The sequence below is a fragment of the Alloscardovia omnicolens DSM 21503 genome, from assembly GCF_000420505.1.
GTDB lineage: Bacteria > Actinomycetota > Actinomycetes > Actinomycetales > Bifidobacteriaceae > Alloscardovia > Alloscardovia omnicolens.
Genome location: NZ_ATVB01000001.1, coordinates 134,774 through 159,380 on the forward strand (window position 1 = coordinate 134,774; position 24,607 = coordinate 159,380).

At 44.7% G+C, this 24,607-nt stretch carries 18 protein-coding genes, 1 tRNA gene, 2 pseudogenes and 1 riboswitch; of the genes and pseudogenes, 7 read left to right on the forward strand and 14 right to left on the reverse strand.

The window, feature by feature from the left end:
* Positions 1-44 precede the first annotated feature (44 nt).
* Positions 45-1,595, forward strand: coding sequence for a xylulokinase (locus G464_RS0100635; RefSeq protein WP_026472486.1), 1,551 nt, complete (start codon positions 45-47; stop codon positions 1,593-1,595).
* Between the two features lie 752 nt (positions 1,596-2,347).
* On the opposite strand, the gene xylA is transcribed toward G464_RS0100635, so the two are convergent.
* The 3 genes from xylA to G464_RS0100655 all read right to left on the reverse strand — a co-directional run bounded on the left by xylA (position 2,348) and on the right by G464_RS0100655 (position 7,294).
* Positions 2,348-3,688, reverse strand: coding sequence for a xylose isomerase (gene xylA / locus G464_RS0100645; RefSeq protein ID WP_022856338.1), 1,341 nt, complete (start codon positions 3,686-3,688; stop codon positions 2,348-2,350).
* Positions 3,689-3,860: 172 nt separating this feature from the next.
* Positions 3,861-6,515 carry an FtsX-like permease family protein gene (locus G464_RS0100650; protein WP_022856339.1) on the reverse strand — a complete coding sequence of 885 codons (2,655 nt, stop codon included), beginning with the start codon at positions 6,513-6,515 and terminating at the stop codon, positions 3,861-3,863.
* Positions 6,516-6,544: 29 nt separating this feature from the next.
* The gene (locus tag G464_RS0100655; protein ID WP_022856340.1) at positions 6,545-7,294 is read right to left on the reverse strand and encodes an ABC transporter ATP-binding protein; all 750 of its coding nucleotides are present in this window, start codon (positions 7,292-7,294) and stop codon (positions 6,545-6,547) included.
* Positions 7,295-7,547: 253 nt separating this feature from the next.
* Between G464_RS0100655 and G464_RS0100660 the strand changes: the two genes are divergently transcribed.
* Positions 7,548-8,447: a carbohydrate kinase family protein gene (locus tag G464_RS0100660; RefSeq protein WP_021618179.1), complete on the forward strand. Its 900-nt coding sequence runs from the start codon at positions 7,548-7,550 to the stop codon at positions 8,445-8,447.
* A gap of 397 nt (positions 8,448-8,844) precedes the next feature.
* Here the strand turns inward: G464_RS0100660 and G464_RS08340 are convergent, their stop codons facing one another.
* The 8 genes from G464_RS08340 to G464_RS10445 all read right to left on the reverse strand — a co-directional run bounded on the left by G464_RS08340 (position 8,845) and on the right by G464_RS10445 (position 17,300).
* Positions 8,845-10,731 carry a glycoside hydrolase family protein gene (locus G464_RS08340; RefSeq protein WP_022856342.1) on the reverse strand — a complete coding sequence of 629 codons (1,887 nt, stop codon included), beginning with the start codon at positions 10,729-10,731 and terminating at the stop codon, positions 8,845-8,847.
* Positions 10,732-10,753: 22 nt separating this feature from the next.
* Positions 10,754-11,809, reverse strand: a complete 1,056-nt coding sequence (locus G464_RS08345; RefSeq protein WP_022856343.1) for a LacI family DNA-binding transcriptional regulator — start codon at positions 11,807-11,809, stop codon at positions 10,754-10,756.
* Between the two features lie 56 nt (positions 11,810-11,865).
* On the reverse strand, positions 11,866-12,531 hold the full coding sequence (locus G464_RS0100680) for a YesL family protein (protein WP_022856344.1): 666 nt from the start codon (positions 12,529-12,531) through the stop codon (positions 11,866-11,868).
* 41 nt (positions 12,532-12,572) lie between these two features.
* On the reverse strand, positions 12,573-13,544 hold the full coding sequence (locus G464_RS0100685; protein ID WP_022856345.1) for a carbohydrate ABC transporter permease: 972 nt from the start codon (positions 13,542-13,544) through the stop codon (positions 12,573-12,575).
* Positions 13,545-13,553: 9 nt separating this feature from the next.
* The gene (locus tag G464_RS0100690) at positions 13,554-14,507 is read right to left on the reverse strand and encodes an ABC transporter permease (protein WP_022856346.1); all 954 of its coding nucleotides are present in this window, start codon (positions 14,505-14,507) and stop codon (positions 13,554-13,556) included.
* Positions 14,508-14,666: 159 nt separating this feature from the next.
* Entirely contained in the window at positions 14,667-16,274 is a 1,608-nt protein-coding gene (locus G464_RS0100695) for a type 2 periplasmic-binding domain-containing protein (RefSeq protein ID WP_026472490.1), read from the reverse strand.
* A gap of 187 nt (positions 16,275-16,461) precedes the next feature.
* A complete protein-coding gene (locus G464_RS0100700; protein ID WP_022856348.1) occupies positions 16,462-17,025 on the reverse strand; it encodes a diacylglycerol/lipid kinase family protein in 564 nt (187 codons plus the stop codon).
* Positions 16,929-17,300, reverse strand: coding sequence for an acylglycerol kinase family protein (locus tag G464_RS10445; RefSeq protein ID WP_080651101.1), 372 nt, complete (start codon positions 17,298-17,300; stop codon positions 16,929-16,931). The genes G464_RS0100700 and G464_RS10445 overlap by 97 nt, the downstream gene beginning before the upstream one ends.
* Before the next feature lie 314 nt (positions 17,301-17,614).
* Here G464_RS10445 and G464_RS0100710 point away from each other — a divergent pair.
* The 3 genes from G464_RS0100710 to G464_RS10270 all read left to right on the forward strand — a co-directional run bounded on the left by G464_RS0100710 (position 17,615) and on the right by G464_RS10270 (position 19,874).
* Positions 17,615-17,687 (forward strand) — tRNA-Gly (locus G464_RS0100710).
* A 262-nt stretch (positions 17,688-17,949) separates the two neighbouring features.
* Positions 17,950-18,345, forward strand: coding sequence for an ArsR/SmtB family transcription factor (locus tag G464_RS0100715; RefSeq protein ID WP_021618167.1), 396 nt, complete (start codon positions 17,950-17,952; stop codon positions 18,343-18,345).
* A gap of 1,151 nt (positions 18,346-19,496) precedes the next feature.
* A complete protein-coding gene (locus G464_RS10270; protein ID WP_244264108.1) occupies positions 19,497-19,874 on the forward strand; it encodes a phospholipase D-like domain-containing protein in 378 nt (125 codons plus the stop codon).
* Between the two features lie 3 nt (positions 19,875-19,877).
* On the opposite strand, the pseudogene G464_RS10275 reads toward G464_RS10270, so the two are convergent.
* Positions 19,878-20,447: pseudogene (locus G464_RS10275) on the reverse strand (DUF1054 family protein); the annotation flags it as partial.
* Between the two features lie 53 nt (positions 20,448-20,500).
* Positions 20,501-20,578: riboswitch (ZMP/ZTP riboswitch) on the forward strand.
* Positions 20,579-20,631: 53 nt separating this feature from the next.
* On the opposite strand from G464_RS10275, the gene G464_RS08355 reads away from it, so the two are divergent.
* Entirely contained in the window at positions 20,632-21,975 is a 1,344-nt protein-coding gene (locus G464_RS08355) for an OFA family MFS transporter (protein WP_080651113.1), read from the forward strand.
* Between the two features lie 28 nt (positions 21,976-22,003).
* Here G464_RS08355 and G464_RS10280 read toward each other — a convergent pair.
* A pseudogene (locus G464_RS10280) lies at positions 22,004-22,681 on the reverse strand (potassium channel family protein); the annotation flags it as partial.
* A gap of 53 nt (positions 22,682-22,734) precedes the next feature.
* On the opposite strand from G464_RS10280, the gene dtd reads away from it, so the two are divergent.
* Positions 22,735-23,232: a D-aminoacyl-tRNA deacylase gene (gene dtd, locus G464_RS0100740; protein WP_021618160.1), complete on the forward strand. Its 498-nt coding sequence runs from the start codon at positions 22,735-22,737 to the stop codon at positions 23,230-23,232.
* Here dtd and G464_RS0100745 read toward each other — a convergent pair.
* Positions 23,219-24,550 (reverse strand): Na+/H+ antiporter NhaC family protein, encoded by a 1,332-nt coding sequence (locus G464_RS0100745; protein ID WP_022856354.1) that lies wholly within the window; start codon positions 24,548-24,550, stop codon positions 23,219-23,221. The two genes, dtd and G464_RS0100745, sit on opposite strands and share 14 nt — an antisense overlap.
* Positions 24,551-24,607: the final 57 nt, after the last annotated feature.

A 24,607-nucleotide genomic window follows, 5' to 3' on the forward strand; every position in this document is an offset into this window, starting at 1 on the left:
ACTCTAGAAGGAAAGAGCCGAGAACGAGATTGCAAGGAGGCATAATGACTCGAGTTCTTGTTGCAGGTGTCGATACCTCAACGCAGTCATGCAAAGTGCGCGTTACCGATGCACTCACCGGAGAACTAGTACGTTTTGGACAGGCTGCTCATCCAGATGGAACATCTGTAAATCCTCAAGCTTGGTGGGATGCTTTCCAAGAAGCAGCTGCTCAAGCCGGCGGATTAGATGATGTATCTGCCCTTGCCGTGGGCGGTCAGCAGCACGGCATGGTTTTGCTCGACAACCAAGGTCGCGTTATTCGAGATGCTTTGCTGTGGAACGATACGCGAAGTAGCGTGCAGGCAGAAGCATTGATTAATGAATTGGGAGCCGCAGATAGCACTGATTCTGATTCGGGTTCTGGCTCTGGTTCTGACTCGGTTGGCAGACCTGATAACGCTGACGGTGCAAATAACGCCGACAGTGCTGATATTCAAGCGCGAGGCGTTGCGCGTTGGGTGCAGGCTGTTGGCTCATCTTTGGTCGCTTCGTTAACGATTACGAAAGTCGCTTGGGTAGCGCAGAACGAGCCAGAGAATGCCGAACGTATTGCTGCTATCTGTTTGCCTCACGACTGGCTGAGCTGGCGTATTGCCGGATATGGTCCGGTTGAGAGTGGAGACGCCCAGTTGGACGCTCTCTTTACTGACCGTTCAGACGCTTCTGGTACCGCGTATTTTGATTCGGTCACTAATGAGTATCGTCGCGATTTATTAGAGATGGCTTTGGGTCGCTCGAACGTTGTTCTTCCGCGCGTACTGAACCCTCATGAGGTAGGAGCTATTGCTGATCCCTATATTGCTGGAAAGAACATAGAAGGCGGTTGCGTTATTGCTCCGGGCGGCGGAGATAATGCTATGGCCGCTCTTGGCTTGGGCATGAAGGCTGGAGATGTATCCGTATCTTTGGGCACTTCAGGCGTTGCAGCTGCTGTGAGCAACTCCCCTGCTTATGATTTAACCGGTGCTATTGCAGGCTTTGCTGATTGCACAGGACATTGGCTTCCTTTAGCGTGCACGATTAACGGTTCGCGTATTTTGGATGCGGGTCGTCGAGCTTTGGGCGTTGATTATGATGAGCTTGCCACGTTAGCGCATGAAGCTCAGCCAGGCGCTGACGGCATTACTTTGATTCCATATTTTGATGGAGAACGCACTCCAAATCGTCCGAATGCTACCGCACAGTTCTATGGCTTGACTTTGGAAAACACAACACGTTCAAATATGGCGCGTGCGTTTATAGAAGCAGTATTGTGCTCACAACGCGACTGCTTAGAATATGTGAAAGCGCTAGGTGCTGATGTTCAACGCATTCTGCTTATTGGCGGCGGAGCGAAGTCTCCTGCGATTCGCGCTTATGCTCCAGGCATATGGGGCACTGATGTGATTCTTCCTCACACCGATGAGTATGTTGCAATTGGTGCTGCACGTCAGGCGGCGTGGGTGGCACTGAGTACCGATGATATTCCTGCATGGGAATTAAATATTGATGAAGTTCTCAGCAGCTCCCCAACTCCTGAGGTTTACGAACAGTACGCTCGTTATCGAGCATAAAAACCGCAAGATTATCCCTGCTTGTAGATAGAACACTATCTCAGGCAGGGATTTTTACTTCCTTCTCTTCTCACCACCCACTCACCAGCCCGAAAAACTAGGATTATATGGTAAAGCGACTCTTCGGACTTAGCGGGGGGTTGAGCAGAAGATGTTGTTTAGTAGGTTCCAGTTGATCCCTCAGAATGTCAGGTTTCAAGACATCGCCCCGATGCGAATGTGGTTATTTTTATATGTGAAGTCGATGCGCGCAACCGATATGCCAGTTTTGAAGCCATTTTTGCCCATCAAAACTGGCATAACAGATGTATGAATCGGTTAAGCAGAATGCGTTAGAACAATAGCCCTTCGAATTTAACGCAGTGTGAAGGGCTATATTGTACCGAACAGCCGCTAATCACACACCTGCAACCTAAAACCCCCGCTAAAAACCGAAGAACCAGTAAAACCTTCCCCATAAACATTTCATCGAATTTTGTAGATTGAATCCGAGCGCAGCAACACAGGCATATATTTTCGGACTACCCCAAGCCCTCGTTGAGCAAAACGTAGAGCACTCTACTAAGTCACGTTCCACGAGCCGCCAGTCCACGCGCTCCTACCTACCTACATCAAGAATAATCAGTTAAAACGAGCTGTACCAAGCCAAAGCCCCAGCTCAAATCCCAAGAACTCAAAACTACGCCATACAACAAAGAAGTCAACACATCAGTGTTGACTTCTTTAAACAGAAGGAAAGAGAGATAAATAGCTTACTTTAAGGCTTCAAACATATAGTTATTGATTGTTGCCTTAACAGACTCAAGATGATCCGACTGAGTTGCTGCAATAAGCTCAGACTGTGGCTTGTCGAGAGCGTATTCTTCCAAGGAAGCTAAGGTTGCAGTACCGTCTTCAATGGTTGCACCAATACCGGAATCATAAGAGCTATAGCGCTGTGCCTGCAAGTTCTCAATATACTTGTCTTCGTGCATCTTGTCTGCAATAAGCAGGCCAGCAGCAAAGGCATCCATACCTGCGATATGTGAGCGGAAGAGATCTTCTGCTACGAATGAGGTACGACGTGGCTTTGCATCGAAGTTCAAACCACCATGAGGACCAATCTGGCCTTCTGCAAGAACTTCCCACATAACCGTGGTTGTTTCATACAAATCTGTTGGAAACTCATCCATATCCCACCCAATAAGCTTGTCACCCTGGTTGGCGTCGAGGGAACCGAGCACACCTGCTTCGCGAGCAGTACGGATTTCGTGCTGGTAGGTGTGACCAGCCAAGTTAGCGTGGTTGCCTTCGAGGTTGAGCTTCATTACATCCATCAGATCGTAGGTCTGCAAGAATGCGATAGCAGTTGCAGCATCGAAGTCGTACTGGTGCATGGTCGGTTCCTTAGCCTTTGGCTCAATGAGGAACTGTGCATCCAAGCCGATTTCCTTAGCATAGTCGTTGCACATATGGAAGAACTGAGCCATATGAGCCTGCTCACGCTTCATCTGAGTATTCCACAGGTTTTCGTAACCTTCGCGACCACCCCAGAATACGTAGTTTTCTGCACCCAAGCGCTTTGCAATCTCCAAAGAATGCTTCAGCTGACCTGCGGAGTATGCATAAATATCTGCAAATGGTGATGTAGATGCACCAGAAACAAATCGTGGGTTAGTAAACAAGGACGAAGTGTTCCACAGAAGCTTGACTCCTGTAGCCTTCATATTCTCTTCAATCTTATCCACTACCTTATCGAGGTTTGCATTGGTTTCACGCAAGGTATCGCCCTCTGGAGCAATATCGCGATCATGGAAGCAGAAATACTCCGCGCCCAGCTTAGTGAAGAATTCGAAGGCGTAATCAACCTTAGCCAAGGCTTCATCCATTGAATCTGAATACTTGCCATACCAAGGACGATGTGAAGTACCAGTACCGAATGGATCAACCAATTCCTGATCGAAGGTGTGCCACCAGGCCACACCGAAACGCAACCAATCCTTCATCTTCTTGCCCGCAACAACACGATCTGCATCGTAGTAACGGAAACCAAGACCCTGCTCAACATTGTCAGTGCCCACGAATGGAATCTTTTCAACATCCCACAAACCCATTATGTAGCTCCTTTGCCAAACTATCTGTTTTCTTTCAGCCGTAGCTGCTGTTTATGAGAATACCAAACTTTACATAGTTTGTAAAGTCATTTAACTAACTCAGCGTTTCGCAAGTACTTCCAACGAAAAAGCCCCGCGATGCATTCAGCACCGCAGGACTTTTCTCGCAATTTTATTCTTCAGCCAATGCCTCTACAGGACTAACCTTTGCTGCTTGGCGTCCAGGCAACCATGCGGCCAGCATAGACGCAAGCACAATCACCACAAACAGTCCTCCAAGCTGATCATATGGAAGCGCAATCTTTACTCCCCCACTCAATCCATTAAATGGCAGAGTATACATGCCAATAATGCCGAAGGTAATACCCAGCCCAATACCCACTGCTGTAGAAACTGCAGAGGTGAGGAAGGATTCAAGCACAAGTAATCGGCGCATCTGACCTCGGCTCAAACCCAAAGCACGCAGTAAGCCATTTTCATGCTTGCGTTCCGCAACACTCAATCCTAAGGTATTAGCCACACCAACAAGCGAAATGACCAAAGATACACCCAAGAGAACCATGAAGACCATGACGATAACATTAAGCATTTGCATATAAATAGCACGCATAATATATCCACCAGATACCGACACATCAGAGCTCTTCTTATTCATAAAGGAGATGATCTCGTCGAACTTAGTTCCATCTTCAACCCGCATAATAACGCTCACTGTTGGAGCATCAGGAACAGAGCTCTTCAAATCTTCAGCAGTTAAACGCGCCGATCCCATAGAAACGGTCTTATCCTTAACTACCGTATAATCCTTGCACGAGGCAGAAGTATTATCTCCAGTTGTAGGCATAAAGCACAAAGTCATTGGTTTAGCAGTATCATAGCCCTCGTCAGGATTAACGTGCACTGTTCCCGAAGCAATCTCAGGCATAGAAGAGCGTGCAATATCCTTCATATCCGGATAACCAAGAACCTGCACAATATCATCAGCTTTATTGTTCACGGTAGCTTTAGCACCTGTAACCAGAGCAGTTTTGCGAGCATGCTTATAACTACTTAAGTCTTTAATCTCCTTACGAGTCAAAGTACCTTTCAAGCTCGTCGCAGTAATATCAATTGGATAGTCAATGCTGAGCATAGAATCAAGAGTGCTTTGTACAGACGCAACACCTACGGAAATTGTAGACATGAGCACCACACCAATAATTACTGCCACACCCGTAGATGCAGTACGGCCAGGATTGCGCACCACATTACCGCGCGCTAAACGTCCTACTGGAGTGCGTACAAGAGCACCCACTGCATGAATCAAGTATGGAAGAACAACCGAGAAAATCATCATAGCTGCAATCCAGCAGATAAAAGTAGCCAGTACTACTATGCCGAAGCGCATGTAGATTTCATTTTCTTCTTCATGAGGCATTCGCAAGCCATAAACAATACCTGCGATGCTAGCAGCCAAAATAACAGCACCAATAATCAGACGCACACGGTGGCTACGCTTTGTTTCTTGCACTGATTGCACAGGAGATAGAGCATCCAAAGGAGAGACCTTCGAAGCATCGCGAGCTGGAGCAATACCAATCAAAGTGGTCAAAACGCTGGCAACAATCCATGTAACAAGAATGCCCTTCCATGGCAAAATAGTTAGACTTTCTGCATAGCTAGCAGCTACACCGAGCTGAACTTGCAGAACCAAGCCCACAAGAGAACCTACTGTTACACCAATGAGCGAAGATACCATACCTGCAATAGAGGTTTCACGGAATAAGAGAGTGCGCACTTGCTTTGCCTGCGCACCCACAGCACGCAACAATGCCAGTTCGCGACGGCGTTGCAATGCAATCACACGGAAGGTTGTGCCCACAATAATAGAAGCAACGAAGGCTGCCAAAAGAGGGAAAAGCAATGCCATAGACGTCATGTATGTTGCAGAATTGAGCTGAGCTTTCTTACCTGAGTCCACAAACTGCTGAGATTCGTAAGCCACATATTCTACGCCTGCTTTCTTCGCATCAGCATTAACAGATTTCAAAGCATTCTTCACATTAGCAGTTAACTCTTTTTGCGCTTGAACACTCGATTGCGGAGACCGTAAGGCAGAGTCATCTGGCACAAGCTTGTAGCTGTCTGTCATAGAGTATCCACCGACTGCTTCAGCACCCTGCAGAGTAACAAAAACCGTATTGGTATCGAATTTCGAACTTACAGTAATACCTGAAACTTTGAGATCATGAGCGTCTTGAGTACCAGCTGAACGCACAGATACCGTATCGCCTACTTTTACATTAAAGTAGGATGCTGCTTCACTATCGATTGCAATTTCTTTATCCGAAGACGGAGCATGTCCGGATGCATACTGTTCAGTTGCCAAAGGAGCCTGTTGGGTGTACGACATAGTACGCAAAACAGTTTTATCGCCATACGCAACTTCCGTATTTATGGAACCTTTCAAAAGCAGATAACTGCCCCTATCCTGCACGCTTGCAGTAGTAGGAACAACTTGTTTCACGCCCGATACTGAACGCAAAGCATCCAGAAGACGAGATTCATCATTGGTTGAAGCTTGATTAGCCAAGTTTTGCAGTGAAGAACTGTCAGACTCTTCGCTGCTTTCATCTTCTGTATCTATATACTCTTTGCCAACAATTACTGCCGTTCCTCGAGTAGAGTTTTCATACGTTGCTGTATATTGATGAGACATTCCCCCCACCAAAGTAAGTGCCAGCACAACAAAAGTAGATGCAATAGTAACTGCAATAGCAGTAGAAATATATCGCGACGCATGACGACGCACGTTAGCGCCAATCAGTTTATTAATAGCTGAAGCCATCTTCTTCCCCTCCTATTTCCTCGTACCACCTATAACAAGGAAACAACCTGATCCGGGGTTGCTCCTACCATATCGGCTTTAATGAAGCCATCTGATACGACAATAACGCGATCAGACACGCTGGCTACCGCTGGATTATGCGTTACCATAATTACTGATTGTCCAAACTCATCTACTGCTTGGCGAAGGATAGATAGCACTTCATCGCTAGTTTTAGAGTCCAAGTTACCCGTTGGCTCATCAGCAACGATAATTGCCGGACGTGCTACTAAAGCACGAGCTACTGCCACACGCTGCTGCTGACCACCAGACAGTTCGGATGGGCGATGCTTCAAACGATCACTCAGACCTAAGACCTGTACGACGCGAGACATCCATTCTTTGTCAATCTTTTGATTGGACAGCTGCATAGGCAGCAAAATATTGTCTTCCACGTTTAAGGTTGGCACCAGATTAAAGGACTGGAAAATAAAGCCAATGCGTGAGCGACGCAGCTCAGTAAGTTCCTTATCTTTCAGATGCGTAATATCAATGCCATCTACAGTTACCACACCCTTCGTTGGATTATCGAGACCGGCAATAACGTGAAGCATGGTTGATTTTCCAGATCCAGAAGGACCCATAATAGAAGTAAATTCACCCTTATTAATGACTAAGTCGATGCCTTTGAGTGCACGAACTCGCGTGTCACCTCGACCATAAATCTTAGTGACGTCACTCAAAGAAACAACTGGCGACTTTACTTCAGGTACTGATTGATTTTGTAATGTAGTGTTCATGGTTTCATTTAATCACGCGACATCTGTTCGCTACACCCTCAAACACACCCACATTGTCCCTGAAAAGCACTCACCATCTTCAGGGTTTTCCCTGAATAGACATCAAACCTTCTGCATAGTACACTGAATAAGTAGGTAGCGTTAAACGTTTGACGTCTCTCTCGATACAAGTTAAGGCGTGTCGGACTCAACCGATTAAGTTGCATATTTTCTGCGGTTAGCGCTAGACTATCCAGAGGAAGAAAGGAACACCATGACACAACCTATCGTGGTCAGCCTCGGCGAAATTCTGTGGGACATGCTCCCTGAAGGAAAGCGCGCAGGCGGCGCCCCAGTAAACTTTACTTATCATGCTTCTCACAATGGTTCCATTGGACGCTCCATCAGTGCTGTTGGAAACGACTCTTTGGGTGACGAGCTTGTAGCAGCTGTGAAGAATGCCGGCATTGATGCCATTATTCAACGCAATGACTTCCCTACTGGCACAGTTGGCGTAGTACTCAATGATGGTATTCCGACATATGAGATTGTTGAAGGCGTTGCATGGGATCATATTGCTTTGACTGATGAACTCATTGATGTTGTTGCACAGGCAGATGCTGTATGTTTCGGTTCTTTGGCTTGCCGTGAGGAAGAAAGCCGCAACACTTTGCTTGAACTGCTCAAGCACACCAAGCCAGGCGCTTTGAAGTACTATGATATTAATATTCGCGCTGATTACTTCTCTCAAGAACTTATTGAAGAACAGCTTAAGGCTGCAACTGTATTCAAGATTAACGATGACGAGCTTGAGCTCTTGCGCCCTATGTTCAATGTTGAAGGTTCTGATGAAGAAGCATGCGCATGGTTCATTAAGAACTATGATTTAGACTACATGATTTTAACTGGCGGTTCACGCTTCTCCATTATTATGCACAAGGATGGCGAAGTCTCCCACGTAAAGACGCCTCGCGTAAAGGTGAACGATACTGTGGGCGCTGGAGATTCCTTCTCCGGTACTTTCACCAGCGAAATTTTGCGTGGAACTCCACTGCACGAAGCTCATGTTCGTGCATGCAATGTTGCCGCTTATGTGTGCACTCAGGCTGGAGCATGGCCAGAGTATCCAGAAAATATTCCTGATTATGTTCAGCAACAAGGTCTCGATAAGTAGACTATTTTTATACAGATAAGTGGAAGTAACCATTGGTTACTTCCACTTTTTTATTTCTCGCATCTGCAGATACAGTGTTCCGCATTTTCATTATTATCAGGTCTTAACTCAACACAACATGTATGTTTAACTGGTTCTTGGGGTTGTGCCACGCTCACAACATCCACGCCGTCCCAGCCTACAACCCCGCTAAGTCCGAAGAGCCGCTTTTCCGCGCTTTTTTGGATTGCGTTTTCTCTGATTCCCATTGCAGCAGATAGAGTTTGAGCTATGCCATTCTCTGTCCACATGAAAAAACATGTTGCTCTCGAGACCGTCCAGTTCTGCATTCCGTTCCAAAACTGAAACCCACTGCATAGCATTGATGGCGAGTACTTGTGTACCCGCCATCAGTTTCTTAATGTACGTTTTTTAGCTCACGTATTGCAGCTAGTTTTATTCCTGCAGAGATCGTAAAATCGAAACTCTCTAAGAAGGTTACAGACTGAGTCAGCTGTCCTGGAGCATCAAAGATAAAACTACCTGCATCTTCACCCTTATTAATAAAGACTTCGAGAACCGTTCCATCCATAAATATCTCCACTGTGTGCACGGAATCAACATGAGTGGAATAGAACAATGCGTCCATTCCTGTGCCACGAATAGATATACCAATAACTCCATCTCTACGTTCCAGATGAACCGATGCATCGCCTTTTTCAGCAAGTATCACATCAAAGTCACTTTTAACTTCTTTGCTGTCAGCATCAAGTTCAATCCGAGCATAATATGGGCTATCCGCGTCTGCAGTGCTCAATTTATCTTTGACTGCATAGTCAAAAATTTCTTGAACTGGGTAGCTTCTTAAAGTACCATCCACAATATGAAGTTCGCGCGGGAAGGTCATGGCGCCATTGCTTGCACTCGTGCTTTTACGACGCTGACCATACCAGTCTACCAACCAACCCACAGCAATTCGACGTCCCCGCTCATCTTCGAAAGACTGCACAGCATAGAATGCACTACCAAAATCACACAGCCCACGCGATTGCACGTTGAGGCGTAGAAGAGGTGCATCTTGTGTGCCTTGCTGAACAATATTTCCTACGTACCAGTTCACTGGTTGGAATGCTCCACGCGAATCGCGCACATGCATAAGAGCAGCAATTGATACCTTACGCCCGTCTAGTTCAAAAGTATCGGGACATTCACAAGTCTTTGCTACACCATATTCATACTCTGCTAATAAAGCTCCTGAATATGTCCACGACTCTGGTTTGCCCAAATCGGAACCTGGTGAAGCAATATAACCAGCAATAACTGGAACAATTTCAGTAGAAGCAGTCCATTTCTCGCAGTCTGCACTATCCCATGCAGACTCAGTAAACCAATGTCCAGCAGGAGTCATTGATTCCACATCGAAAGCGCGTACTCCTTGAGCTTCACTGAAATATCCGTTATCAAAACCTGCAGGCAGATTGGTAGCAATGGAAATAAAGCTCGAGCCTTCTTCCACACCTTCTACCCCACGCAAAGCAGTAACATCAATTTTAGAATCTCTAAAATCTACTCCAAAATCATCAGCTTCACGATCAATAATCATCTGTGGCTTCGTAAAATGAATACCATCTGTACTAGAGCACATATATTGGCATTCAACTTCAGTCTCTGCTGCTATACGTGGAATCTCATGATGATATGTGAAGAAAATATTAATTGCTATGGCATTAGCACCATTGCATGGCTGACCGTCAGCATCAACAGGAAGAGCGGAACCAGAGAAAGCTCCTCCCACCCATTCATCATCTGCATAAATAACATCATGCGCATCGAGTGCCACAGGCAGATGCGTCCAATGTACTAAATCATGGCTAACTGCATGTCCCCAATGCATTGGACCCCAATCCCATCCAAAAGGATCAAACTGGTAGAACATATGGTACACTCCATTGAACTGCACTAAACCGTTAGGATCATTCATCCAATTGACTGGTGGCTCGAAATGAGTTGAGCTCTGGGAAACCCGAGGCAATTCAGGTTCAGCACTATAATCGAGCATTTTAATACCTTGTTCATAGATATTTTCGCACTCACTCAAATAGCCGAACGTAATGCGAGCGCGCTCAGCAGTAATACTAATCTGAGTATCGTGTGGCACTGTAGCGCTGAGATGGAAGTATTTATCTGAGTTTTTAATTGTGAGATTGTGTGTGTCATTCTTATAGTCAAGGAGAATCTGAGCATCATTGCCTTCACGTACTCCATAAAGATCAATACGAGCGTAGTTAGAGGTGTTATAGCGCATAATACTTATCTCTCTGTGTATTTTATTGTTTTTGATTGATTGTTACTACTGATTGTCTGCGTATCATTGCGCATTCAACTGCAGTAGCTGATGGTGTTAGTTGAGTTAGTTGTACTCCGCTGGTAAATGGCGTCATCTTCTGCATTATGATGGATGACTGGCTAATTTGCTCAACGAGTTTGTAGACTGCCCAATACCCCATCTCGTAATGTGGTAGTTCAATTGATGTAAGACCTGGACGTAGAGAGTTGATAATCAGCGGCTGGTTATCAACGCTAACGACGCTTATATCTTGCCCAATATGTATTCCTCGACGTTCTGCTTCTGCATAGATAAAGCCTGCACGAATATCGTTAAAACACACTATGCCATCAGGTTGTATATCATCGAGAACATGAGCTGCACCGTAGGAGAAGGCATCCTCGTCTGTGTAGCCTTCATCGATAGGTTCTAAACCAGCTTCGTACATTGCATGCTCATACCCCTTATAGCGTAGTTCTTGAGCAATAAGGTCAGGAAGAGCGTCAAAAAATACTATGCGAGTGCAGCCAGCATCGATAAGTTCACGAGTTGCCATGTACCCAATTTTTTCTTCATCTGGACAAATAGAGCTGACTCGCCCATCCTCATCAGTGCCGTCAATAATAACCGTCTGCTCATGTGCAAGATTCTTAGGGATCTGCACACGTTGGTTATACATGCAGGCGTATAAGTAACCGTCTACTCCATAGTGTTTGAGCGCCTCAATTTCTTCGGCTTCAAGCTGTTTATTTCCTTGACTGTTCACGATAACAAGGAGGTAACCTAGCTCGCGTGCTGCTTGCTGCGCTCCTACCACAATGCGCCCAGCAAACGGAGTACTGGCAATATGATCGCTCAGGAATCCCAGGATGCGCGTGCTATTGGTTTTTAGGCTTCTAGCCATGAGATTTGGTTTATATCCTAATTCACGAGCTTTTTCTTGAACTTGCTCAATAATATGTGGCTTTACACGTTTCTCTGCTTTACCGTTGAGAACCATAGACACGGTAGCTGTTGATACATTGAGTTCTCGCGCAATATCTTTAATCGTTACCACTGCTACCTCGCCTCTTTACTATGAAAAGCTTCATACTTTTACTCTCTTCATCCATTCTAACCGAGGGTAACGGGAGCTAAATCTTCGTGTTCACGAGGGTCTAAACCAGGTAACTTGCCAAAGCAATACACAATAATTTCTGTAGCAAAAGCAAAAGCGGATGTTCCGAACCCAATAATAAGACCTGGCCACTGTACGTAGCACCACGCAATCATAAAAATTGCACAACCCAACAGAACAGAGCATAAAGGACGAGCAATCACCATGCTGAAGGCATAGCGCATAATCCACGTTGTTCTCTCACTAAAATGCGATTGCACTGCCCAGCACATGGCACTCCATAGAATCATAATGGCGAGGAGAACAACGAAGAAGCCAGATAATACTACACCCAGCATTCCCGTGCGCACATTCCAGTTAACAATGAAATAATCATAGGCTAGAAGCAGACTTATACCGAATTGCAACCATCCAATAGCCTGTGCGCTGCGCATACTCGCCTTCCATTCACGATGGAAAACTAACCATGTTTCGCGCACACGCCATAAACGGTCATCGTTCAGAAGCCATACTCGGTAAGTATTATGTGCGGCTGCAATAGCGGGAAAAAATCCTACAACTACAGCTCCCATGAGTGTATGCACAACAATAGCCACATGAACCGTAAAAATGATGACAATAGTGCGGCAGAATTTCTCGTAGAGAACAGCAAACTGAGCCATGATTCCTTCGTCCTTTATATATTTTCGTTAATATCGTCGCGTTAGCCCTTAACTGCACCCAGCATAACGCCCTTGTTAAAGTAGCGCTGAAGGAATGGATACAGTATGAACAGCGGCACAGTCGAGACAATAATAACCGCGAATTTAATCTGATCGGCAGCTCGAATCAAATCCAAAGAATTAATATTGGTTGTTACATTCACTTGGTTAACGAGTAATAACTGTTGAAGAACGTTTTGCAACGGTTGTTTATCCCAGTCAGTCACAAAAATCAAACCGGTCATATAATCGTTCCAATGTCCTACGAAATAATACAAACCAATCACAGCTAAAATAGCGCTCGACAGTGGTAATACAACGCGCATAAAGTAGCCGATATAGCTCATACCGTCAATCTTCGCAGCATCAAAAAGCTCCTCAGGAATGGATGTTTCAAAGAAGGAGCGAGCTACAATCACGTTGTACACACTTACAGCTCCTGGCAAAATAAATACCCACATGGAATTCAAAATGCCCATGTTCTTATACAGAAGATAGCTTGGAATCAAGCCGCCGGAGAAGAACATCGTAACAGTAAAGAGAAACAGAATAATACGACGTGGCTTAAACTCACTGCGAGACAAAGCAAAAGCACACGGAATAGTCACGACCATATTCACCAGAGTGCCCAGAACACAGTAAATAAGAGTGTTCTTATAGCCCGTCCAGATCTGCGAGTTTTCAAAAACTTTCGCATAACCATTCCATGCTACGCCATGAGGAATAAGCTTCACAGCTCCATTAGCCACAGCAGATGGATCAGATACCGAAGAAATAGTCACAAACCATAGCGGATATATCATTGCTAAAACCGTGAAAATAAGCAGACCATAAATAATAACGAGAGCTACATAATCCGATGGCTTCTTCTTATAACGCACTTTTGGATTCCATGGAACATCCGCTGAACTCAACGCCACCTTAGCGACCTGTGGTAAAGCTGTAGAAGTCTGAGGCTGAGAAATAACAGTCATGATTCATCCTTAGAAAATGCTCGACTTAGTGGCCTTCTTAGAAATGAAGTTTGCCACAATCAGGAACAGGAAGTTAACCACAGTATTAAACAGACCGATAGCTGTGGAATAAGAGAATTGGCTATTTAGAATACCAATCTTGTAGGTATAGGTAGAAATAACTTCAGTAGCAGGCAGGTTCAGGGAGTTCTGCATCAGGAAGATCTTATCGAAACCTACACCAAGAATAGAGCCCATACTCATAATGAGCAGAACCGTCATTGTTGGCATAATTGCTGGAATATCAACGTAACGGATGAGCTGGAAACGTCCAGCACCATCAATTTTTGCGGCTTCATACAAAGAGGTGTCCACAGATGAAAGAGCTGCCAAGTAAATAATGGAGTTCCATCCCACATGCTGCCAAATCTCTGAGATCCAATAGACAGCAGTAATAACATGTGTGTCACCCAAAATACTGGTATCGCCAAAGAACTGACCTAAAATACCAGTTTTTGGAGTCAGGAAAATATTAATCATGGACACAATAACCACAACAGAAATAAAGTGCGGCATATAGGTAATAGTCTGAACGAAACCTTTAATTTTTGGAGAGGAAATCTGGTTAATCAGCAAAGCCAAAATAATTGGAGCAATAAAGCCCATAACCAATGTCCACAAGCTGATGCGAATGGTGTTTCCCATAATCTCACCAAAAAGCGGACTGTTAAAGAACTTCTCAAAGTAGCTAAAGCCTACCCACTGCCCACCGGTTAATCCCTTATCTGGATCGAATTCGCGGAAAGCCAGCTGAATTCCCCACATAGGAATATAGGCAAAAACAAGAACAAAAATTAAAGCAGGAGCAGCTAGCAGCCATAACTGCCAATAAAGCTCAGTATGACGTTTAAACGACGCCAAGGGTGAAAGTTTTTTCTTCTGATAAGCGGTGCTTTCTCCACCACTACGTAATGCACGTGTCATGTGAATTCCTTCTATGAAAACCATGAGAATAAAGCGAACGATAGCGTTGATGTATGCCATACAGCCAAGCTAAGGGGAACCTAGGTGCTCGTTTACCAGAAACGAGAGAAGAGTAAAGAGCACCTAGGACGTTGCACAGAGGTTTAGACGAGCACTGATTTACTTCTCAGCTACGTCATAAGCCTTCTGCCAGATAGAAATATTCTGATCTAAGCCGAGGGATTTGTTATTTACTTGCTTCACATACTCATCCCACTGCTTATCGATACCACCCTTTTGGAACCATGTGGCCAACATATTGTCGGTGTAGTTAAAAATGGAGGTATTATTCGTTGACAAGGTATCAAGATCTTTAGCGCTTGGAGCAGCATAGATTGGCACCACATCAGTTTTTTCGTTCACATTATTGAGTGCTGGCTGAACGGCTTCATTATCCGCCGATACTGCGTCTGCATTGGTGTCGTTGAGAATAGTGTAATCATCTGGAATCCATCCTGCAAAACGATCTTGAGCGGCAATTTCGCGAGTATCCACGTACTTTTCGTATACCTTATCCGAGATAGTGTATGTGTTGTTATCGGACTTGGTTACATATTTATCGAGATCGCCATAATACTGCTGGATGGAAATTTCTGGATCATACATAGCATTAATAATCTTCCAGATTGCACCCTTATTAGGAGCTTTCTTGCTGACTGTTAATGCATTAGCAAGTTCTGTATAGTCCTGACTATAGTCCCACTTTACCTGAGAATCAGATTGACCCGCGGTTTGCTTGAGCACAGGAACAGATGCATATTGATCAGCCAAAGTTCCATACTCGTTTTGACGAGACCAACCGAAGGAGAAACCAGTTATTGCCGTTTTACCATCGCTAGTTGTTTGTGCAGCATACTTCGATCCGTCACGGGTTAAGGAATCCTTAGGGATAAGACCTTCTGACTGCAGCTTATTGAGGAACTTGATTGTGTCTTTCAACGCATCGCTTGTCAAATAGCTTTTAACTTTGCCATCCTGCACATAGTAACCTTGAGATTCAGCAGAAGATCCCATAAAAGCAGTGGTTACTCCGGTTGAATTCATCAAAGTAAGAGCAGACCACAAACCAAAGTTGAGACCGCGAATATTCATTGGCACTTCATCTGCTTTACCATTACCGTTAGGATCTTGAGTTTTAAATGCTTTCAAAACATTTTCAAGCTCGTCCCATGTTGTTGGCATAGACAGTCCTAACTTATCGAGCCATGCCTTATTAATAAACATATGTGTAGCAGATACGCGATACCCCTTACCGCGATCAGATGGGAGAATCTGAATCTTTCCTTCATCTTCTACCATCTTCTGAGCTACTGGTCGAGCCGTGAAGAATTTCTGAACATTCGGCATTTTCTTGAGATGAGGTGCTATATCTTCAAACTGGCTGGAGTACTTGGAAATATCGTTACGATCATACATAGACATACCAATATCCGGAAAATCGCCAGCAGCCATTTTTGCACTCTTCTGCTGACCCCATGCGTTATCAGTAATTTCAGTCCATTCAATCGAGCAATCGCAAGCTGCTTCCAACTTTTTCGTCCAACCCATTGACGAGAGCTTAACCGCTGTTGTGTTTCGACGCATAGAGATACGAACAATCGGTTTACCATCTTTGGTTGTTGTTGGCTTTGAGTTACCTGAGCATGCACCCAGAACAGATATTCCTAATGCAACTGAACATGCTACAGCACATGCCTTCATTGTTCGAGATATAGCTGGACGGACCATAACCATCCCTTCCTTCTGATTTTCACTGGGGAGTACCCTACCCCGTAAGACCACCGTGGTCCTGCGATAGTTTTTATTAAAATACGTTAATCGTTTAACGTCAAACGTTTAACATTTTCGGCGTGTCGCAAGAGACAGCATAAAAAATCGGCACCCGCAAACGAGCACCGATATATAAGTAAAACCTCTATAAACCGAGGAATTGCACAGCTTGAGGCAATAAGGAAATACTTATATCGTTCGATTTATAAGCTACTTCCCCATCTGTTTGAACCCATACAGGAACATTCATTGTAATGCGATATACTCGCCCACGCGCCATATGAACGCCGCGAGAGCTAGTATGATGTCCCTTCATTGCGCGCGGAATAAGATGCACAAGCTCAGTTTTCTTAATCCCCTGAGCAATACATGAATCAAGCTGTCCATCATACAGCGATGCTTGCGGACAGAATTTAAATCCACCGCCCTCATACGGTTCATTCATAACCGCCACAAAAAGCGTATCGTCATATCTACAAACTTCTCCATCAATATCCACAGATACAGAAAATCCTCGATGCTTAAAAAATCCCAGCAGTGCAGCGCATAAATAGGCAAGCTGAGAAAGATGTAATCGCGATAACCTATCGCTCACATCCGAATGCAAAACTTTTACACACACATCTGCATCAAAACCAATACCCGCAGCATTATTGAAATACCATTGCTTTGCGGCAATATCCGGCGCTCTGCCTTGATCATCAAACACATATTATAGGTGAGAACACCCATATCTAGTGAAAGCACTCGACTTACATCAGTAATGCGCTCAATAATATCTTCATACGTGCCAGAAATAGAATTCGAATGCACAAAATTATTGCCACTTCCAGCAGGAATAAGACCAAGATATGTTTTATTAAAATTCATTATGCCATTCACAGCAACATTAAGCGTTCCATCACCCCCCCCCGATAATAATATAAACATTTTCAGCATCATCGCTAACATCGCTGAGATCTCGCACAATATCATGTACAACATACGTGCGCGTTGGAAAATGAACAGAATGCTCTATTCCCTTTGCGCGCAAAATTGACTGCACTTCACGCCATGCTTTAAGCGCACAACCCCCCCCATAGGGATTAACTACGCAATGAAATCGCATACGAGAATCCTTCTTCTTCATTGGCATTGGTTCTATAGCACCCGAGCATCTTCTTTAACGCTCGACCTTCGCTGATATTCGATGCTCAACAGCAAACACCTGAGCAACACACGGGAAGAAAGAAGACTTGCACATATGAAACTTTTACTATATAGTGTTCTTTCGTGCTCAGTACTTTACCGAACACACTGCGGACATAGCTTAGTTGGTAAAGCGCGACCTTGCCAAGGTCGAGACCGCGGGTTCGAGTCCCGTTGTCCGCTCTTTTCTGTTTCTCATGATTTATGCTTGGTATTAAATATCTCTGGTTTGATTCGTTTAACCTACTTGATTCACTTACCGGCTTAACCACACTTAACCGATTAACACACCTCTTATGCCAGTTTTGATGCAGAAAAATGGCTTCAAAAGTGGCACATCTGTTGCGCGTATCGACTGCTCACGCCCCCCACCTCAACCACTCGAATCCTCCGCCGCACCTCCCACAGCTTGCATATAAAGAATTTTTTATATAAAATATTCTTTATGAGTACGGTGGATAACAACGCACCACGTGAGGCTTTGAACAATGCTACGAACAACGCTACAGACAGCGCATTAAACGCTGCACATGAAGCCACCCCATCGCAAGCTAAGCCTTGGGAAATGCAATATGCAGCGTCAACGGAGCTCTTCTCAGCTTTATCGCATGCAGCACGTGTTGCAATCTGCCATTTTCTCATTGGACAACCACTTACTGTACGTGAGATTCAAGAAAAACTTGGTCTTTCCCAGCCACTTGTTTCTCACCACCTCATGATTTTGCGCAATGCTCATATTGTGTCTGCACAATCTCATGGTAGAACAACTCAATATTCCATTTCGGACATGCATATTCGCCATATTGTGGTGGATGTATATGCCCACACAAAGGAGATATAACAATGACAGACCTTAAGCACACAATTGCAGAAGATCACGCACACACTCACGGACCTGCCTGCGGACACGAAGCTATTATCCACTTAGATCATGTAGATTATCTGCATAACGGGCATGTTCATCACGAGCATGATGGTCATTACGATGAGTGTTCCCACTGCTCATGCGAGCATTGCACGGATTCCTGTGCAACATGCACCTGCGCAGATTGCACATGTGAAAACTGCAATCACACCACGTGCTCTTGCGAGCATTGCTCCGATTCTTGCGCACATTGCACTTGCGAAGACTGCACCTGCGCAACATGCAAGCATCCTCATACCTTAGCTGCCTAAACAGCTCAACTAGGTGCTCTCAGTAAGAAGTAAGAAGTGAAAGGTGGGAAGCGAGCGCGCGCATAACCTAGCTACCCCAGCAAACCCGCCTCTCGTCTCAAGCACCATATAAGCACCATACGTTCCGCGTTGATAGTAAAAAACTCAGCGCGGAACACGTGTATGTACAGCAAAATTATTGCGCTGATTTACTATAGGGATAGATAGAGATAGCAACGCAAATTACGTCAAGCGATGCAACGAGAACGCTGTAAACCAAAAGAAGGAGAAGACATGAGCGATACTCATTCACGCACTGTGCAATCAGATACAGCACACAGCAAGTTTCGCATGATTTTAGTCGGTTTCGCTTTTCTTCTGTAGTTATCAGTAGCTATTCTTTTCGTTCTTCGTTTTCAAGAGCATATAGTGTGGGCAAGTGGCGTACTTCAACTGCTCGCACTTATTGTTACCTTCTTTATTGTTGGCTCAGATTCAAATTCGGCATTCAAAATCACATAGCTCGTTTTTATTGGTCTCACCCCTGTGGTTGGTTTAATCGTTTACCTTCTTTTAGGAAATCCTAATGCCACACGCATAAGCAAGAAAGCATTCAATAAGAATCATCGCACGCTTATGCAGTTCCTTCAGCGGTCAAACGCCACTCTCACACAACTCGATAAAACGGATAAAGGCATTGCTAATCAGTTCCGTTATCTGCAAAAACAAGCCTCCTACCCTACGTATACTCATACAGACGTGCAGTTTTACAGCGACGCAAGTGACGGTTTAGAAGCCCAGTTACGGGATTTAGATAAAGCAGAACATTTTATTTTTATGGATTATCATGCCATTGAGGACGGCGAGTCTTTCCAACGTAGTTCCCGTATTCTTGCACACAAAGCCCAGCAAGGCGTTGAAGTACGTCTTATGTATGACGATGTTGGATCAGCCAGTTTTATCAATCGCTCTTTCATAAAAAAGATGCGCTCGCTGGGCATTCAATGCAAAGTATTTAATCCTTTACTGCCTTTCTTAAATATTTTCGTTAATAACCGCGATCATCGCAAAATTACCGTTATCGATGGCCGTGTCGGTTTTACTGGCGGTTATAACCTCGCGAACGAATATTTTAATATTGATAGTCCGTACGGTCATTGGAAAGACACAGGTCTTCGTCTTGAAGGAGATGCCGTTCAAAGCAAGTTCAGCTGAACCAGGTTGCGCTACCCGACCAATCATCCATTCTGCCTTCTTCACGCTTGCTACCCGCTCAAAAAAGCCTTTGCAATCAACCTCGCTCAGCGCTTCGTACGACACGCGCGTATGATCAGCAATCAGCACATAATCAGAGGATAAATCATCAAAATCAGAGGTTCGAGAAGAAAAATCTGCGGCAATCTCTTTCTCATGCAAGGGATTATCGATGCATGCGAGCATGATCGCCACATACTGTGCGTTTATAGCAATCTGAAAATGCGGGTATTTCTTATATCCACGCTTATCGCCACCAATAGCTACCCACGTGCTCTCCGGCGCGTAAGCTGTGCGACGCAAATGCTTTGCCACATGCACGAAAAGAGGCTGCTCGAGCTCTAAACGCGACTGCACATGCTCAGCAATACTGCGTCCATACTTGTTAAATAATGGCCACAGTTGCGCACGAATTGCCTCCATACGCCCGTCTAAACCGGCAACATCAAAAACACTAAAAGCCGCTGCATCAAAAGTCATACTTCTGTTTGTATGCGAGCACGCACCGCACACAGAACACAGCAGCCTAGACATGGTGAAGCTCACATTTTTGAGTTTGGTGTGGTTCTACTGACTCTGTTAAGCTAATCGCGTTATGTAACTGACGGAAGTAGATTAACCACAGGGAGTATAACCGTAGGAAGCCGACCGTCTGGGCGAAAGAATCCCAGCACGTTTGGGCTTCTTTTTTGTTGTCTATTTACGCGAGGCCAACTCTGTGAAAAACAAATGGACAGTGGCTGCTATTCCAGCCCTTCTGATTCACGTAAGTATTGGTACCGTTTACTGCTGGTCTTCTTTTAGCGAAAGTTTAGCTGCCGAAGTGGGAGTTCCTACCGCTACCCTCGGCTGGGCATTTAGTTTAGCTATTTCCTTCCTTGGCATGTCTGCAGCTTTTGCTGGTTCTTTTGTGGAGCATAATATTCACAAGGCATCTCTTACCTCCTGTATTTGCTTTACTATCGGCATGATTGGTACGGGCGTTACCGCTCAGTTTACGCATCAGCTCGGTTCTACTTTAAGCTTGATTTTGATTTACCTCTTCTACGGTGCGATTATGGGCGTCGGTTTGGGTATTGGCTACATTACTCCTGTGAAAACCTTGATGCTGTGGTTCAAAGATAATAAGGGGTTGGGCACCGGTATTTCCATTATGGGTTTCGGTTTAGCAAAAGCTATTGCTAGCCCAGTGATGAACTATCTGCAGGATGCTGTGGGCTTGGCTACGATGTTCTACATTTTGAGTGTCGTGTATTTTGTAATGATGATGATTGGTCATTTCCTTCTTGAAAAGCCAGCTGGATGGACCGAAGATCCGAATGCAAGCACTAAGCCAGACTTCTCTATCTTTAAGAACAAGCAATTCGTAGGTATTTGGATTATGTTCTATTTGAATATTACCTGCGGTTTAGCTTTGATTTCTTATGAGAAGTCCATCTTGAAGGTGATGGGCGTAGGTCTTGCGGTTATTTCCTTTGTGCAGATGCTTACTGCTGCCAGCAACGCTTTGGGTCGTTTGGGCTATTCAATGGTCAGCGATTATTTGAAGGATCGCAACACTGTTTACAAGATCATTTTCGCATCTTGCGTTCTGCTGTGCTTGGCAACCTTCATGTTTAAGGGTGTAAACGCTGACCTTGTTGTGCTTGTTGTTGCTCTGCTTCTGGTTATTAACGCGGGCTATGGCGGCGGTTTCAGCACGCTTCCGGCATTACTTTCCAGCCGCTTCGGTATGGATAAGATTTCCGGCATTCACGGCGTAGCTCTGTCTGCATGGGCTTTCGCAGGTTTGACCGGTAACCAGATTACTGCGGCTGTTTTGAGCGCAACTGGTTCCTATAACCTCGTCTTCCTTATTTTGGCAGCGCTCTATGGTGTAGCGTTAATTATCTCCTACACCATGGTTAAGCCTCAAAATAAGCTCTTTATGGCTCTTAAGCGTCGTTCTGGTTTGACTGGGACGGCGCTTCAAGTTTTATTTGAGACATCGCGTGGTGAGCCGCATGTGTGGGTGGCGTGCTCACATCATTGGAATCATCATCGTCGCTCTCGTTCAAAATAATCATTAAATCAGCAGTCAAAATAGACGATGGTAGAGCGATAACAGCAATACCTAAAATAGATGAGAGCATAGTAAAGGTTTTACCCACAACAGTTACAGGATATAAATCACCGTATCCCACTGTAGTAAGCGATACTGTTGCCCAATACAGAGCGTTAAAGAAGTTCTTAAAAGTATCTGGCTCTACGTTGTACACAATCAAAGCAGACACAAAAATATAGCCGACAGCAATGCAGAAAATAATAGTAAAAGGTTCACGCTGTTTTTTCAGTGCTGTCACGATTAAATCAACAGAACGACGACGACGTAAATTCTTAAACACCATCATGCCTCGCACAGTGCGCAGCAAACGAATTAATCGGAAAACACGCCATCCGTGGTTTATCGGGAAGAAACCTGGCAGAATCGAGAGTAAATCAATAATTGCCATAGGTCGTAAAGGGTACAGAAGAAAGCTCTTCCAACGTGCCCTGCCCTGGTGCTGTGGCGGTTCAGATAAATCAGCGCAAATCCAATGCAAAATATAGTCCACCACAAAAATAAACGTCGCAATGCCGTCTAGCCACTGCATCCAAAGCGGAATATGAGTAACTATCATCAACGGTATAAGACTTACGGCAATAACCACCAACATGGTTTTATCGTAAGACGACACATCTTCATTAGCGTCTGGTTCAATAAAGAACCATAATTCTCGTCGATTCATATGAATATTTTACGATATGCGATGGTTTCAGGCTCACGTTAAGCTTGAGTGTTATGCGTATTGTTGTACAAAAAGTTTCTCAAGCATCTGTGATGATTGATGCTGACGAGAATCAACCTGAAACCCTAGAATTTAATAACTTAGCTGAAGATGAACGCAGTATTAATCACGGCTTTGTGCTCCTAGTGGGCGTTGAGGATGCCGATACCGATGCTGATGTAGCGTGGGCGGCGAAGAAAATTGCGCATATGCGCATTTTTGAAGATGACCTAGGCAAAATGAATCGCAGTATTCTCGACGTTCATGGCAGCATTCTATCAATTTCTCAATTCACGGTGTACGCCAATGTGAAACGAGGAAACCGCCCAAGTTTTACTGAAGCAGGATCGCCTGAACATGCCGAAAAACTGTGGAAACAATTCAATGCCACACTCACGAAGGAGTATGGCATTGACGTGAAAACGGGGATTTTTGCTTCTCATATGCATGTATCGCTCAACAATGACGGTCCCGTAACCATTATTGTTGATTCAGCAATTATGCGCGGCTAGTTGCTTTGTGCGGCTTATGCTGCACAAGAATAGCAATAATCACGCATACAAAGAGCAAGAACTGATAGAACAAGAATGGCATAATAGCCACGGCACTAATCTTAGCAATACTAGCTGCAATAAGAAGTTGTGCGCCGTAAGGAATAATACCCTGACCAATACAGGAGAATGTATCGAGCAAAGACGCGGTTTGTCGAGGCTCAATATCGAATTCTTTACTAATATCGCGCGCAATAGGAGCAGCCATAACAATAGCTACTGTATTATTTGCCGTGGCAATATCCATAAAGAGTGTGAGCAAACCGATACCGAAACTTCCGCCGCGACGACCGTTAAAATGTGTTTTGATTTTCTCAACAATCCAGGCAAAGCCGCCATTATTTTTAATCAAAGCGCCAATAGCTGCCACGAGAATAGCCACAATAATTGTTTCATTCATGCCGGCAGTACCCTCTTTAAAAGCAGTAAGCATGGTCATACCGTTTAAGGAACCTGTTGCTAGTCCTACAAGAGAGAAAAGAACAACTCCTGCGCATAGAACGCCGAACACATTAAACCGGCACAGCGATGCAATCAGCACAACAATGTATGGAATCACTTGCCACACGTTGAAGTCATAGTGCAGATCAACGTTCATTGGAGTGCGAAAAGAGATAATTACTAAGATAGCGAAGGAGCCGATAGCTGCTGGCAGAGCAATCTTAAAGTTTGTAATGAACTTATCAATCATTGCCACGCCCTGAGTTTTTGTAGCAGCAATCGTGGTATCGGAAATAAAGGAGAGGTTATCGCCAAACATAGCGCCACCCACAACCGTGGCAATGCTCAAAGGAACAGATAACGCAGTGCTTTGAGCAACGTTCAGCGCAATAGGAGCTAAAACTGTAATTGTTCCTACACTCGTTCCCATAGCCATGGAAATTAAGCAGGCAATAAGGAAAAGTCCTGGCAGAGCAAAACGTCCTGGTAAAATAGTGAGCAACATATTCGCTGTGGATTCAGCTCCACCTGCAGCCTGCGCTACCCCACTGAAACATCCTGCTACAATAAAAATAAAAATCATAATGGCAATGTTTTCATCGCCAATACCACGAGCGCATAACCGGATTTTCTCGTCGAAACTGCTGCCGCGCGTTTGTAAAAGCGCCACAATAAGCGCTACAAAGAAGGCTACAACAACGGACATGACGTAAAAGCCCTTTTGCCCATGTGTAGGGTTGATGTATTCAAAGTAAATGCCCGCGCCTAAGTAGATGACGAGGAAGACGATAATGGGTAGAAGAGCTAATCCGCTCGATTTTTGAGATGTGTCGTTCACGTAAAACTCCCTTATTTTCTTTCGCCACTCATGCTAGCACGGCAGCACACTATAAGT

Coding starts and splice junctions, on each gene's coding strand:
- G464_RS0100635 (WP_026472486.1), top strand. CDS start 45: ATGACTCGAGTTCTTGTTGCAGGTGTCGATACCTCAACGCAGTCATGC.
- xylA (WP_022856338.1), bottom strand. CDS start 3,688: ATGGGTTTGTGGGATGTTGAAAAGATTCCATTCGTGGGCACTGACAAT.
- G464_RS0100650 (WP_022856339.1), bottom strand. CDS start 6,515: ATGGCTTCAGCTATTAATAAACTGATTGGCGCTAACGTGCGTCGTCAT.
- G464_RS0100655 (WP_022856340.1), bottom strand. CDS start 7,294: ATGAACACTACATTACAAAATCAATCAGTACCTGAAGTAAAGTCGCCA.
- G464_RS0100660 (WP_021618179.1), top strand. CDS start 7,548: ATGACACAACCTATCGTGGTCAGCCTCGGCGAAATTCTGTGGGACATG.
- G464_RS08340 (WP_022856342.1), bottom strand. CDS start 10,731: ATGCGCTATAACACCTCTAACTACGCTCGTATTGATCTTTATGGAGTA.
- G464_RS0100680 (WP_022856344.1), bottom strand. CDS start 12,531: ATGGCTCAGTTTGCTGTTCTCTACGAGAAATTCTGCCGCACTATTGTC.
- G464_RS0100685 (WP_022856345.1), bottom strand. CDS start 13,544: ATGACTGTTATTTCTCAGCCTCAGACTTCTACAGCTTTACCACAGGTC.
- G464_RS0100690 (WP_022856346.1), bottom strand. CDS start 14,507: ATGACACGTGCATTACGTAGTGGTGGAGAAAGCACCGCTTATCAGAAG.
- G464_RS0100695 (WP_026472490.1), bottom strand. CDS start 16,274: ATGGTCCGTCCAGCTATATCTCGAACAATGAAGGCATGTGCTGTAGCA.
- G464_RS10445 (WP_080651101.1), bottom strand. CDS start 17,300: ATGTTGTACATGATATTGTGCGAGATCTCAGCGATGTTAGCGATGATG.
- G464_RS0100715 (WP_021618167.1), top strand. CDS start 17,950: ATGAGTACGGTGGATAACAACGCACCACGTGAGGCTTTGAACAATGCT.
- G464_RS10270 (WP_244264108.1), top strand. CDS start 19,497: ATGGATTATCATGCCATTGAGGACGGCGAGTCTTTCCAACGTAGTTCC.
- dtd (WP_021618160.1), top strand. CDS start 22,735: ATGCGTATTGTTGTACAAAAAGTTTCTCAAGCATCTGTGATGATTGAT.